The sequence below is a fragment of the Saccharothrix coeruleofusca genome, from assembly GCF_014648515.1.
In the GTDB taxonomy this organism is placed as follows: Bacteria; Actinomycetota; Actinomycetes; order Mycobacteriales; family Pseudonocardiaceae; genus Actinosynnema; species Actinosynnema coeruleofuscum.
Genome location: NZ_BMRG01000002.1, coordinates 614,325 through 627,374 on the forward strand (window position 1 = coordinate 614,325; position 13,050 = coordinate 627,374).

The 13,050-nt window shown below is 74.6% G+C and carries 12 protein-coding genes; 7 read left to right on the forward strand and 5 right to left on the reverse strand.

Features of this window, described 5'->3' with window-relative positions:
* Nucleotides 1-115 precede the first annotated feature (115 nt).
* Complete coding sequence (locus IEZ00_RS07580; RefSeq protein ID WP_189222352.1) at nucleotides 116-877, forward strand: phosphotransferase; 762 nt, start codon at nucleotides 116-118, stop codon at nucleotides 875-877.
* Here the strand turns inward: IEZ00_RS07580 and IEZ00_RS07585 are convergent.
* From IEZ00_RS07585 to IEZ00_RS07605, 5 genes are read right to left on the reverse strand one after another with little or no spacing between them, the layout of a single operon-like run.
* A complete protein-coding gene (locus tag IEZ00_RS07585) occupies nucleotides 865-1,434 on the reverse strand; it encodes a 1,2-dihydroxy-3-keto-5-methylthiopentene dioxygenase (RefSeq protein ID WP_189222354.1) in 570 nt (189 codons plus the stop codon). The two genes, IEZ00_RS07580 and IEZ00_RS07585, sit on opposite strands and share 13 nt — an antisense overlap.
* Nucleotides 1,431-2,039 carry a methylthioribulose 1-phosphate dehydratase gene (mtnB, locus tag IEZ00_RS07590; protein ID WP_189222356.1) on the reverse strand — a complete coding sequence of 203 codons (609 nt, stop codon included), beginning with the start codon at nucleotides 2,037-2,039 and terminating at the stop codon, nucleotides 1,431-1,433. Before mtnB ends, IEZ00_RS07585 begins: the two co-directional genes overlap by 4 nt.
* A complete protein-coding gene (mtnC, locus tag IEZ00_RS07595) occupies nucleotides 2,036-2,701 on the reverse strand; it encodes an acireductone synthase (RefSeq protein ID WP_189222358.1) in 666 nt (221 codons plus the stop codon). Before mtnC ends, mtnB begins: the two co-directional genes overlap by 4 nt.
* Nucleotides 2,698-3,723 carry a s-methyl-5-thioribose-1-phosphate isomerase gene (locus IEZ00_RS07600; protein ID WP_189222360.1) on the reverse strand — a complete coding sequence of 342 codons (1,026 nt, stop codon included), beginning with the start codon at nucleotides 3,721-3,723 and terminating at the stop codon, nucleotides 2,698-2,700. The genes mtnC and IEZ00_RS07600 overlap by 4 nt, the downstream gene beginning before the upstream one ends.
* Nucleotides 3,723-4,829, reverse strand: coding sequence for an acyl-CoA dehydrogenase family protein (locus tag IEZ00_RS07605; protein ID WP_189222362.1), 1,107 nt, complete (start codon nucleotides 4,827-4,829; stop codon nucleotides 3,723-3,725). Before IEZ00_RS07605 ends, IEZ00_RS07600 begins: the two co-directional genes overlap by 1 nt.
* 154 nt (nucleotides 4,830-4,983) lie before the next feature.
* On the opposite strand from IEZ00_RS07605, the gene IEZ00_RS07610 reads away from it, so the two are divergent.
* The 6 genes from IEZ00_RS07610 to IEZ00_RS07635 form a co-directional block, all read left to right on the forward strand.
* On the forward strand, nucleotides 4,984-5,760 hold the full coding sequence (locus tag IEZ00_RS07610) for a hypothetical protein (RefSeq protein ID WP_189222364.1): 777 nt from the start codon (nucleotides 4,984-4,986) through the stop codon (nucleotides 5,758-5,760).
* Nucleotides 5,761-5,842: 82 nt separating this feature from the next.
* Nucleotides 5,843-6,775 (forward strand): zinc-binding dehydrogenase, encoded by a 933-nt coding sequence (locus tag IEZ00_RS07615; RefSeq protein WP_306344660.1) that lies wholly within the window; start codon nucleotides 5,843-5,845, stop codon nucleotides 6,773-6,775.
* 518 nt (nucleotides 6,776-7,293) lie between these two features.
* On the forward strand, nucleotides 7,294-9,627 hold the full coding sequence (locus IEZ00_RS07620) for an ATP-binding protein (RefSeq protein WP_189222368.1): 2,334 nt from the start codon (nucleotides 7,294-7,296) through the stop codon (nucleotides 9,625-9,627).
* A 57-nt stretch (nucleotides 9,628-9,684) separates the two neighbouring features.
* Nucleotides 9,685-10,494, forward strand: a complete 810-nt coding sequence (locus IEZ00_RS07625; protein ID WP_189222370.1) for an ABC transporter ATP-binding protein — start codon at nucleotides 9,685-9,687, stop codon at nucleotides 10,492-10,494.
* 25 nt (nucleotides 10,495-10,519) lie between these two features.
* The gene (locus IEZ00_RS07630) at nucleotides 10,520-11,488 is read left to right on the forward strand and encodes an ABC transporter substrate-binding protein (RefSeq protein WP_189222372.1); all 969 of its coding nucleotides are present in this window, start codon (nucleotides 10,520-10,522) and stop codon (nucleotides 11,486-11,488) included.
* Nucleotides 11,488-13,050: iron chelate uptake ABC transporter family permease subunit (locus IEZ00_RS07635; protein WP_229795215.1), on the forward strand; the 1,563-nt coding region annotated here is incomplete at its 3' end. The genes IEZ00_RS07630 and IEZ00_RS07635, both read left to right, overlap by 1 nt.

The following is a 13,050-nucleotide window of genomic DNA, read 5'->3' on the forward strand; positions in this document are numbered from 1 at the left end:
ACGAGAAGTGGCTGACCGGCGGATCTGATTCCTCCGGACGCACCCGTATCGCGCTGGGGCGTTCGGGGGATACGGCCTGTCGCCGATTCGTTATAGGCCGCCGAGGGGAGTGATCGTGGCACTACGGCGAGTGCTCGTCCTGGCCCGTGAGCTGGGGCTGCCCACCGGTGACCCGGTGGTCGTCAAGGACGGCAGCAACCTGCTGGTGCACCTGCGCCCCGCGCCGGTGGTGGCGCGGGCGGCGACCACCACGGCGGCCGTGCGCGGCCCGCGCGTGGCCGACCACTTCCGGCGGGCGATCGCGGTGAGCGGGCACCTGGCCGCGCGCGGCGTGCCGGTGGTCGGCGACCCGGCGGACGCCCCGCCCGGTCCGCACCTGGTCGAGGGGGTCGTGGTGGCGTTCGCCGCGTTCGTCGCGCACGACCCGGACTGGCGGCCCGACCCGGCCTCGTTCGCGACGCTGCTGGCCGAGCTGCACGCCGAGCTGCGCGACTACCCCGGCCCCCTGCCCGCCCGAGGGCCGCTGGACGACGTCGACGCCGCGCTGGCGCTGCTGGGCGGGCCGCCCGAGCTGGTGGCGCGGCGCGACGAGCTGGTCGCGCGGTGGCCGGAGCTGCCGGTGCAGCCGCTGCACGGCGACGCGCACGCGGGCAACCTGCTGGGCACCGCGCGCGGACCGGTGTGGAACGACTTCGAGGACACCTGGCGCGGGCCGGTGGCCTGGGACGTGGCCACGGCCGCGCGCAGCAGGCTGCTGGACCGCGCGGCCGTGGTGGCCCGCTACCCGGCGGCGGGCCTGGAGTTCCACCTCGCCCTGCGCGAGCTGATGGCCGAGTGCTGGGCACTGGCCGCCAGGGCGGTCGCTCAGCCCCGGTGACCCGCCATCAGCTCGTCGAAGGTCGGGAACGACCGGGCGATGTCGCTGCCGGTGAAGTTGCCGACCCAGCCGTCGTCGTCGTGGAAGAACCGGATCGACACGTAGTCCGGCCGGGTGCCCATGTCGAACCAGTGCGTGGTGTTCCTGGGCACGCTGAGCAGGTCGCCCGCCTCGCACAGCACCGCGTGCACGCGGTCGCCCACGTGCAGGTAGAACACGCCCGCGCCGCGGGCGAAGAAGCGGTCCTCGTCGTCGTCGTGGGTGTGCTCGGCGAGGAACTTCTGCCGCGCCTGGGCCGCCGCGGCGATCCACTCGGGGTCGTCGGAGGGGGTCTGGTCCATGGCGTCGACCAGGATGTAGCCCTCGGTCTCGACCACCCGCGCCACCTGGTCCCGGTAGACCTCCAGGGCGTTGTCCACCGTCACGCCCGGCACCACCGGCCACCGCTCGTAGCGCACGCCGAGCCGCTTCAGCTCGACCTGGACCTCCTCCGGGTCGGAGGTGCGGACCAGCACGGTCCCCGGATCGCCGTCCGGCCACACGGTCAGCAGGGTCATGGCGCGTGCCTCCTCGTCTCGACCTTGAAGCGCAGCAACCACTCCAGGCACTCCAGCCGGTGCCGCGCCCGGCGCAGGTCCTCACCCCACACGTACACCCCGTGCCTGGCGACGAGCAAGGCCGGGACGTCGGCCCGGAACCCGGCCTCGAAGGCGTTGCCGAGCACCCGCATGTCCTGGCTGTTGGGCACCACGGGGACCACCACGCGGTCGTCGTGCGCGGCCCGGCCGAAGCCCTTGAGCATCTCCAGGTCGCGCAGCTCCACGCCGTCCGGCCACAGCTCGGCCGCCACGACGGGGGCCAGCGCGTGCACGTGGACCACCGCGCCCGCCCCTGCCACCGCGGCGATGCGCGCGTGCAGCCCGGCTTCGGCCGACGGCACCTTCACCGGGTCCTCGGTGGCGCCGTCGGCGTCGACCACGACCACGTCGTCCGGCGTCAGCTCGCCCTTGTCCTTGCCGCTGACCGTCACCGCCAGGCGCAGCGGGTCGCGGTCGAGCACCACGGACAGGTTGCCCGACGTGCCGCGCATCCACCCCATCGCGGTGTAGCGGGCGCACTCGGCGGCCAGCTCCTCCCCCGCCCGCGCCAGGTCCGGGGTCACAGGGCGCTCACGGTCCGGTGCGGGGAGAAGTCCGCGTCGCCGTAGGGCTCGCCGGGCCGGGCCACGCCGACCGTCCGCCACCCCGCTTCCGCCGCCGCGTGCAGCTCGGCCGGGACGTCGGAGTAGAAGGTGATGTCGTCGGAGCCGAGCACGGCGGCGATCCTGCGGTAGGAGTCCGCCTCCCGCTTGGGGCCGGCGTTGACCGTGTCGAAGTGGTGCTCGAACAGCGGCGTCAGGTCGCCCTCGGTGGTGTGGCCGAAGAACGCCACCTGCCCCGGCACCGAACCGGAGGAGAACACGGCCAGCTTCACGCCGTCGTCGTGCCACTCGCGCAGCGCGGGCACCACGTCCGGGAACAGCTCCGCCACCAGGTCGCCCACCTCGTAGCCGCGCTGCCAGATCAGGCCCTGCAACGTCTTGAGCGGGGTGACCTTCCGGTCGGCGTCCATCCAGCCGTGCAGCACCGCGACCAGCTCCTCAGTGCCACCGTCCACACCGGACAGCTCGCGGATCTGCGCGACCGCCTCGCGCACCGCCGGGTCGTCCGGGTGCTCGTCGATCCACGGCCCCAGCCTCGGCCGCGCGTAGTCGTACAGCACGACCAGGACCTGGTCGGTGGCGCTGAGCGTGCCCTCGATGTCGAGCACGACCCATTCAGTCATCCCGCGTTCCCCTGCTCGTCGGCGTAGTAGTCGGCCAGCCGGTCGGGAGCGTACGGCCCCCGGTCGGTCACCACCGTGGTGACGAACCTCGGCGGCGTGACGTCGAAAGCCGGGTAGTGCCCGCGCACCCGGTCGCTCGCGGTGCGCCTGCCCAGCGTGTGCAGCACCTCCTCGCCCGGCCGGTGCTCGATCGGCACGTCGGCGGCGGTCGGCGCGAGCCGGTCCGGGGCCTGCACCATGGCCAGGAACGGCACGCCGAACGCGGACGCGGCCACCGCCAGGCCCAGCGTGCCCACCTTGTTCACCACGTGCCCGTCCATGGTGACCCGGTCGGCGGCGGTCAGCAGCACGTCGACCTCCCCGGAGGCCAGCACCGCCGCGCCCATGCCGTCGGTGATCAGCGTGGTGTCCACGCCCATCTCGGCCAGCGTCTCCGCGGTCAGCCGGGCGCCCTGCAGGTAGGGGCGGGTCTCGGTGCAGAAGAACCGCAAGCGCTTGCCCGCGCGCTGGGCGGCGGCCACCGTCTCGGTGAGGTACAGGTCCGCCCAGCAGTGCGTGAGCACCGCGCCGTCCTCGGGCAGCAGCTCGGCGGTGGCCGCGCCCAGCGCGCGGCTGCGGCGGCGGTACCGCTCGTCGCCCGCCCGCGCGCCCTCCAGCGCACCCTGCTCCACGTCGCGCCCCTCGTCCACGGCCGCGCGCACCCCGGCCAGCACCGCCGCGACCGCCTTGCGCAGGTGGTTGTTGGTCGGTCGGGTCGCCACCAGCAGCTCGCCCGCCCGCTCCAGGTGCGCCACGGCCCGCTCCGGGGGCAGCCCGCGCGCCTCGCGGGCGGCCAGCACCATGCCCCACAGCACGGCGAAGTACGGCCCGGACGACTGCGTCACCATGTCCTCGACGGCCTTGGCCACCTCGGCCACCGTCGCGCAGCGCACCCACGTCCGCTCGAACGGGAAGCCGCGCCGGTCCAGCACGTGCACGCCGTCGTCGGCCAGCCGCACGCTGTTCGCCAGCACCGGCTCCATCAGCTGTACCCGGTGTGGGGGGCGTGCTCGCCGGTGAGGAAGTACGCGCCGACCTCGCGCGCCTTGTACGACACCGGGTCGTGCAGGGTCAGCGTGCGGGCGTTGCGCCAGAACCGGTCGAAGCCGTAGCCGGCGGCGGTGGCCCGCGCCCCGCACAGCTCGAAGACCTTGGCGGTGGTGTGGTTGGCGACCCTGGTGGAGACCACCTTGGCCGCCGAGATCTCCGCCGCGGCGGCGGCGCGCTGCTCGGCGGTCAGGTCCGCACCCAGGTCCGACGCCTCGCCCAGCGCGGCGGCGGCCCGGTCGGCCAGCAGCCCGGCCGCCTTCACGTCGGAGACCAGCTCGCCGTAGGTGCCCAGGACGTACGGGTCGGCGGTGGCGGAGTCCACGCCGCTGAGGAACCACGGCCTGGTCATGGTGCGGGTGTACCGCGCGGCCTCGTCCAGCGCGCCCTCGGCCAGCGCCACGTACAGCTGGGACAGCGCGAGCTGGAAGCCCAGCGCGGCCAGCGACAGCCGGGGGCTGCTCTCGTCCGCCTCGCCCAGCACCTGCTCGGCGGGCACGCGCACGCCGTCGAACCGCACGCCGCCGCTGGCGGTCAGGCGCTGCCCGATGTTGTCCCAGTCGCCGAGGTAGGTGATGCCCTCGGCGCGGGCGTCGAGGGTGAAGGTGAGCTTCTGCCCGGTGTCCTCGCGGGTGGCGCTGACCACCAGCCGGTCGGCCACGGAGGCCCCGGTGGCGAAGGTCTTGCGGCCGTCGACGGTGAACCCGTCCCCGGTCGGGGTCAGCCGCAGCGCCGCGTCCAGCGGGTTGCTCACCCCCGCCCAGAACAGATCCTCACCGGGGTCGAACGACGGGTTGTCGAACAGCTCGCCGCGCCACACCTGCAGGTAGTGGTACCCCAGCAGGTGCCCGATGTTGGCGTCGGCCGCGCCGACCACCCTGGTCACCGCCTGCTGGGTGGTCCAGTCCCGCAGCCCCAGCAGGCCCGACGCGCGCAGCGCCGCGACCTCGGCCACCGGCTCGGCCCCGCGCCGGTCGCGCTCGGCCGCGTCCGTCCGCAACCCGGCGGCCACGTCCTCGGCGACGGCCAGCCACTTCCGCATCCACTTGCCTCCACGCTCGCTTCCCGGCCAACCGAGCCTAATCGCCCTCGCGGGTGTCGAGATGAGCTTCCCGTCACGTGGGAGGTGGACGGCCCGCCGCCGTTCCCGCTGTCGTTACGGTGTGCGGGCCCGCACCGAAGAGGGAGCCACGACGATGGACCTGTCACGCCGATCGTTCTCCGGCGGCACCGCCGTCGCGGTGCGCGCGGGGACGTCCACACCGCACCTGCTGGCGGCCGAGCAGCTCGTCGACCACCTGTCCCTGCCGACGTGCCCGCTGTCCAACAACACCTACAAGGCCCCGGAGCAGCGCAACGTCGTCACCTGGGGCACGCCGGGCGACGCGGCCACGTGGTTCAACCAGAGCCAGTGCGCGTCGTTCCAGACCGCCGTGCTCAAGCGGGCCTACCCGCGGTGGGCGACGCCCGCGTTCTTCACCGCCCACTTCGGACTGGCCAGCCCGTTCGCGCGGGACTACCGCGCCGTGTTCGCCGCCGACGCGACACCGCACTTCGAGCGGGTGACCAGGGTCGCCGACCTGCTGCCCGGCGACCTGATCGCCATCGACTACCGCAACGACCAGGACACCAACACCGGGCACATCGTGATGGTCCGGTCGGTGAAGGGCGTCCACGTCGCGTCCGGGCGCGGCCTGAACTTCCCCGGCGAGACCCAGTACGCCGTGGAGGTCGTCGACTGCACCGCCGAGCCGCACGGGCGGCACGGGGTGGGCGACTACGCCGCCTTCCCGGACAGCCGCGTCTTCAACGCGGGCAGCCGCGCCGAGGGCGCGGGCTACGGGCACATGATGTTCTACGCCGCCGACCGGACCGGTGAGTTCGCCCGGTACCGGTGGAGCGTGAACACCGCCTCCACCGGCGCGCACACCACCGAGCAGCGCCCGATCGCCGCCGCCCGCGTCGTGCCTTGACCTCCACTTAACTCGAACTCCTACGTTCGGCGCGGTCGAGTCGATCCTGACGGAGGACGTGGTTTCGGTGCGTGCGGTCCAGGTGCGTGAATTCGGTGGTCCCGAGGTGCTCGTCGCGGCGGAGGTGCCCGCCCCGGTCGCCGGGCGCGGGCAGGTGGTGATCGGGATGCGGGCCGCCGACGTGATCTTCCTCGACACGTTGCTGCGCGGCGGCTGGGGGCAGGAGTTCTTCCCCGTCCAGCCGCCCTACGTGCCGGGCGGGGGCGGCGCGGGGCACGTGCTCTCGGTGGGCGAGGGCGTGGACCCCGGCTGGGTCGGGCGGCACGTCGTCGCGCGGGCGTCCGGCGGGTACGCCGAGCAGGTCGTGGCCGACGTCGACAGCCTCGTCGAGGTGCCCGCCGGTGTGGGCTCCGACGTGGCCGCGGCGCTCGTCCACGACGGCGTCACCGCGTTGTCCCTGTTCAAGCAGGCGAAGGTCGGCGCGGGCGAGCGGGTGCTGGTCGCCGCCGCGGCGGGCGGGGCAGGGTCGCTGCTCGTGCGGCTCGCGCGGGGCGCGGGCGCGCGGGTCGTCGCGGCGGCTCGCGGGGAGCGCAAACTGGCGCTGGCCCGCGAACTGGGCGCCGAGGAGGTCGTCGACTACTCGGAAGCAGGCTGGCAGCGGCGGGTCGAGGCCGTCGACCTCGCCTTCGACGGGGCGGGCGGCCCGCTCGGCGCGGCCGTGTTCGACACCGTCGCCGAGGGCGGGCGGTTCGTCACCTACGGCACCTCCGACGGGTTCACCGAGGTCGACCCGCAGGTGGCCGAGCAGCGGCGGATCCACGTGCACAACCCGCTGGCCGACGGTCCACCCGACCACGCCACCGTGCGCGAACTGCTGACCGAAGCGCTCGCACTCGCCGAGCGGGGACAGCTGCGCCCCTTCATCGGCGCGACCTACCCCCTGGAGCGGGCCAAGGACGCGCACGTGTCACTGGCGCGGCGCGACACCGTCGGCAAGTCACTGCTCATCATCTAGCTGTTTCACCTGCCTCTCCCCTTCCCCCACCCCCGTCACAACTCCCCCATCCGCCCGGCGTGTCGCCCCCTCCACCCCGCGAGTCGAACCTCCAGACACCCTGAACTCAACATTCGCGCACCTCGGGCAGTACTTACCGACCCACACGCACCCGCCGGGTAGTACTTGCCCACGCACCCCGCTGCGCGCGCGGAGCGCGCGCAGCGGGCCCTCGCGAGCGCCGTCCTTGGCGACCTGCCGCGCGGCGAGCGCCGCTTTTAGTTCTGAACGCTCAGTTCGCAGTGTCCGAACGCTCAGTTCGCGACCTGAACGTTGAACTCGCACGACCTGAGCGTTCGACTCGCGGGCGAGGGGGTTTCCACGCGAGTCCGGAATGGATCTTGCCGGTCCGCCGCTTTGCGGTGTTCGTCCAGCTCAAGCGGGGTAACCAACCCACGGGGGAACAACGGGGCGCGTTGCGGTTGTCACAGTGAGTGCTGGACAATCCTGGATTCGGCTGGACACGAGCGGGGGGCGGGATGGCGGATGCGCCGAGGCGGGAGGGACGGGTCTCCCCGACGGAGGTGCACACGCCCGCCGACCTGGCGCGGGAGCTGGAGCTGCTGCGCGGCCGGGCGGCTCGGGGCAGCGGCAAGGCGAAGGTGAGCCTGGCGGACCTGGCCGCCAGGGTCGGGGTGCCGCGCTCGACGATGCACACCTACATCACCGGCACCACGCTGGCGCCCGCCGACGTGCTGGACCGCATCGTGATCGCGCTGGGCGCCTCGCCCGCGGAGCAGGCGCTGTGGGGCGAGGCGTGGTTCCGGGTCGCCGAGCACGTGCACCAGTCGCGCAAGCCCGCGCCGACCGACCGGCCGGTGCCCAGGCAGCTGCCCGCCGCGCCGCGGCCGTTCACCGGCCGGGAGCGCGAGCTGGCGGCGCTGGACGAGGCGCACCGCGCGGCGCCGGGTGCCGACGCGCTGGTGGTGGCCGCGCTGGGCGGCGCGGGCGGGATCGGCAAGACCTGGCTGGCGCTGCACTGGGCGCACCGCAACCTGCACCGCTTCCCGGACGGGCAGCTGTACGTCAACCTGCACGGCTTCGACCCCAGCGGCACGCCGGTGCCGCCGGGCGTGGCGGTGCGCGGGTTCCTCGACGCGCTGGGCGTGCCCGCCGCGGTGATCCCGGCCGACCTGGACGCGCAGGTGGGGCTGTACCGCAGCCTGGTGGCCGGGCGGCGGATGCTGGTGCTGCTGGACAACGCCCGCGACTTCGCCCAGGTGGAGCCGCTGCTGCCGGGCAGCGCCACCGGCACCGTGCTGGTCACCAGCAGGCAGAAGCTGCCCGGCCTGGTCAGCACGTACGGCGCCCGCCCGGTGAACGTGGACGTGCTGACCGGGCAGCAGGCGCGCGAGCTGCTGGCCAGGCACCTCGGCGCGGACCGGGTGGCCGCCGAGCCCGCGGCGGTGGAGGCGATCATCGGCACCTGCGCCGGGTTGCCGCTGGCGCTGGGCATCGTGGCGGCGCGCGCGGCGACCGAGCCGGACCTGCCGCTGGCGGTCTTCGCCCGCGAGCTGGCCCGCTCGCTGGACGCGCTGGACCTGGACGGCCCGGCCACCGGTCTGCGCGCCACGTTCTCCTGGTCCTACCGGGAGCTGCCCGCCGAGGCGGCCCGCGCGCTGCGGCTGCTGGGCGCGTGCCACTGCCCGGAGCTGGACGTGGCCGCGGTCGCGGCGCTGACCGGCGCGGAACCGGGCGAGGCGGCGCGGGCGATGGCGGTGCTGAGCCGGATGCACTTCGCGCACCGCACCCCCGACGACCGCTTCCACATCCACGACCTGGTGCGCGCCTACGCGGCGGACCTCGCCGCGTCGACGGAGCCGCCGCGGGTGCTGGCGGCGGCGCTGGAGCGGCTGGTGGAGCACTTCCTGCGGCGGGCTTCGGCGGCGATGGACGCCATCGCGCCCTACGAGCGCCTGCACCGCCCGGAGGTGCCGGGCCCGGCCGCGCCGCCGCCGGACTACGACCAGGCGCTGGCGTGGTTGGACGCCGAGCGGCACAACCTGGTGGCGCTGGCGGGCCGGGGCAGACCGGAGCAGACCGGCAGGCTGTCCACGACGCTGCACCGCTACTTCGTGGTGGGGGCGCACTTCACCGACGCGATCTCGGTGCACAGCAAGGCGTTGGCGGTGGCCACCGACCTCGCGCAGCGGTCCAACGCGCTGCGCCACCTCGGCGCGGTGCACCGCTGGCTGGGCGACTACGGCAGGGCGCTGGAGTACAACGAGCAGGCCGCCGAGCTGGGCCGGGAGCTGGGCGACAGCAGGTTGGAGCACGCCGCGGTCAACAACATCGGCATCATCCACGAGCGCACCGGCAGGCACGAGCAGGCGCTGGACCACTACCAGCAGGTGCTCAAGTACGCCGACGACGCGGAGGACCACTTCGCGCAGGGCACGGTCCTGCACAACATGGGCAGCCTGTACCGGCGGATGGAGCTGCACGAGGAGGCGTTGGCGCACTTCCGCGCGGCGCTGGCGGTGGCGCGGGAGTACGACGACCACAACCTGGAGGGCTTCACGCTGGCCGACCTGGGGCGGCTGCACCTGCAGCTGGGGCAGACCGCGGAGGCGCTGGACTACCTGGACCAGGCGCTGGCGCTGGCGAAGAAGCACAACGACCGCAGCTTGCAGACCGAGGTGCTCAACGGGCTGGGCGAGCTGCACCACGCGCAGGGCGAGTTGAGCAGCGCGCTGGCCTACCACCGGGAGGCGCTGGTGCTGGCGGAGAACATCGGCCGCAGCGGCGAGCGGACCCGCGCGGAGCAGGGCGTGCGGCGCTGCGAGCAGGCGTTGGGGGCCGAGACCCGCTAGACCGGAAGTGCACGAGGTCACACCCGTTCGGGGGAACCCTTAGGTTAGCCTCACCTTATGTCTGAGGGTGTCCTGCTCACCGGCCGCGACCTGGTCCTGGCCCACCACGACCGCGCGGTCGTCGAGGGCGTGTCCCTGGAGCTGCGGGCGGGCGCGGTCACCGCCCTGGTCGGCCCCAACGGCTCGGGCAAGTCGACCGTGCTGCGCTCGCTGGCCCGGCTGCACCGGCCCAGCGACGGCGAGGTGCACCTGGGCGAGCGGCCGGTCTGGACGGGAGCCTTGTCCGGCAAGGAGTTCGCCCGCAACGTCACGCTGCTCACCCAGCACCGGCCCACCCCGTCCGGGGTGTCCGTGCGCGACGTCGTCGGCTACGGCCGCTACCCGCACCGCGCGGGCTGGCGCGGCGCGGACCCCGATGGCGCCGCCGCCGTCGAACGCGCGATGGAGCTGACCGGTGTCGCGCCGATGGCCGCGCGCGGCGTGGACGAGCTGTCCGGCGGCGAGCTGCAGCGGGTGTGGCTGGCCTCCTGCCTGGCGCAGCAGACCTCCGTGCTGCTGCTCGACGAGCCCACCAACCACCTCGACCTGCGCTACCAGGTCGAGGTGCTGGACGTGGTGCGCGACCTGGCCGACGAAGGCGTGGCGGTCGGCGTCGTGCTGCACGACCTCGACCACGCGGCGGTCATCGCCGACCACGTCGTCCTGCTGTGCGGGGGACGGGTGGTGGCCAGCGGCGACGTCCGCTCCGTGCTCACCGCCGAGCACCTCACCCGCGCCTACGGCGTCACCGTGCACGTCGCGCACGACCCCGTGACCGGTTCGGTCCACTGCCGCCCCGTGGGGCGGCACCGGCCGCGCGCGGCCTGATCCACCACTAGAGAAAGACGAACCCATGCGTGTGCTGACCCCTGCCCTGATCGCGGGCGCGCTCCTGCTGTCCGCCTGCGGCACCACCGAGCAGGCCGCGCCGAGCACCACCGCCACCTCCGGCGGCGGCCCGGTCTCGGTCACCGACTCGCGGGGCAAGGAGATCAAGCTGGACTCCCCCGCCCGCCGCGTCGTGGCGCTGGAGTGGGGCGAGGCCGAGATGGTCGTCTCCCTCGGCGTGATGCCGGTCGGCGCGGCCGAGACCGCCGACTACGCCAAGTGGGACTCGGTGGCGCCGCTGGACTCCTCGGTCAAGGACCTGGGCACCCGCGCCGAGCCCAGCGTGGACGCCATCGTCGCGCTCGACCCCGACCTGGTGATCGTCGCCGCCGCCCGCGACACCACGCTGGTGACGCAGCTGGAGCAGTACGTGCCGGTGCTGGTGACCAAGGCGGGCACCGAGGGCGGCAACCTCGACCGCACCCGCGCCGACTTCAAGGTCATCGCGCAGGCGCTGGGCAAGACCGCCGAGGCCGAGACCGTGCTGTCGGAGATGGACAAGGCGCTGGCCGACGGGCGCCAGGCCGTCGAAGCCGCGGGCAAGGCGGGCACCCCCGTGTTCATCGCCGACGGCTGGATGGCGGGCAGCACCGTCAGCATCCGCCCGTTCGGCAAGGGCTCCCTGGTCTCCGACGCGGCCGAGGCGGTCGGCCTGGTCAACGCCTGGACCGGCGAGGTCGACGCGCAGTGGGGCCTGGGGCAGACCGACGTGGAGGGCCTGACCGCGCTGACCGACCCGAGGACCGCGATGTTCTACAGCGCCTCCGAAGAGGACGTGTTCACCACCGGCCTCGGCTCGAACCCGGTGTGGCAGCGGCTGCCGTTCGTCGCCTCCGGCGAGGTGACCCGGTTCGAGCCGGGCACCTGGACCTTCGGCGGCCCGCGCTCCGTGGTGCACATCGCCGAGCAGGTCGTGAAGGCCATCACCAGCTGATGGCCGGCGTCCGCACCGGTCCGGTGACCGGGGCCCGCACCGCTGTGGTGACCGGAGCCCGCACCGCTGTGGTGGCCGGGGGCGCGGTGCTCGCCATCGCGCTGCTGTGCGCGGTCCACCTGACCCAGGGCACCTCCTCGACCGGCGTGCTCGACGTGCTGCGCGCCGTGTTCGGGCAGGCCGACCCGCAGACCGAGGCGGTGCTGTCCGGGGCACGGGTGCCGCGCCTGCTGACCGCGCTGCTGGTGGGCCTGGCGCTGGGCGCGGCGGGCGCCGGGATGCAGTCGGTGGCCCGCAACCCGCTGGCCGCGCCGGACACCCTCGCGGTCAACGGGGGCGCGCACCTGGCCGTGGTGGCGGTGGCCGCGTTCGGGCTGGACCTGCCCGCGCTGCCGTCGGGCGCGGTGGCGTTGCTGGGCGGGCTGGGCGCGGCGGTGGTCGTGCTCGGCCTGTCCGGCGGCGGGGGCACCAGCCCCCGGCTGGTGCTGGTGGGCTCGGCGCTGGCGCTGGCGCTGCACTCGGTGACCGTCCTGCTGCTGCTGACCTTCGAGCAGCGGACCACCGGCCTGTTCGCCTGGGGCAGCGGGTCGCTGACCGCGGGCGACCTGGTGGCGGCCGGGCAGATGACGCCGGTGGTGCTGGTGGCGCTGGCCGCGCTGGTGGCCATGGGCCGGTCGCTGGACCTGCTCGCGCTGGGCGACGACAACGCCGCCGTGCTGGGCCTGCGGGTGCGCCGGACCAGGGTGGGCGCGGTGCTGCTGACCGTGGCGCTGACCGCCGCCGCGGTCACCGTGGCCGGGCCGGTGGGGTTCGTCGGGCTGTGCGCGCCGGTGCTGACCCGCCTGCTGCTGCCGCGCGCCGGTCACCGGACGCTGCTGCCGGTGTCCGCGCTGGTGGGCGTGGTGCTGGTGCTGGGCGCGGACGTGGGGCTGCGCGCGGCGCTGGGCGCGGCCGAGGCGGTGCCGGTGCCGACCGGTGTGGTGACCACGGTGCTCGGCGCGGTGGTGCTGGTGTGGCTGGCCCGCCGCACCGCTTCCGGGGGCGCGGCGCGGCAGGCGCCTGCGGGCCGGGTCGGGGTGGCCGGGTCGCGGCGCAGGCTGGTGGCCACGGCCGTGGCGCTGGCCGCCCTGCTGGTGGCCGCCCCGCTGGCCGGGCTGATGCTGGGCGACCGGCTGGTGCTGCTGGGCGACCTGGCCAACTGGGTGTCCGGGCGCACCGGCACCGCGCTGACGTTCGTGCTGGACCAGCGGCTGCCCAGGGTGCTGGCCGCGCTGCTGGCGGGCGCGGCGCTGGCGGTGGCGGGCTGCGGCGTGCAGTCGGTCAGCCGCAACCCGCTGGCCGAGCCGGGCCTGCTGGGCATCACGGCGGGCGCGGGGCTGGGCGCGGTGCTGGTGCTGACGGTGGTGCCGCGGGCGGGCGGCTGGTCGGTCGCCGGGGCCGCCGGCCTGGGCGCGCTGGCGGCGTTCACGCTGGTCTACGGGCTGGCGCGGCGGTCGGGGCTGGGCTCGGACCGGCTGGTGGTGATCGGCATCGCGGTGTGGTCGGGAGGCACCTCGCTGACC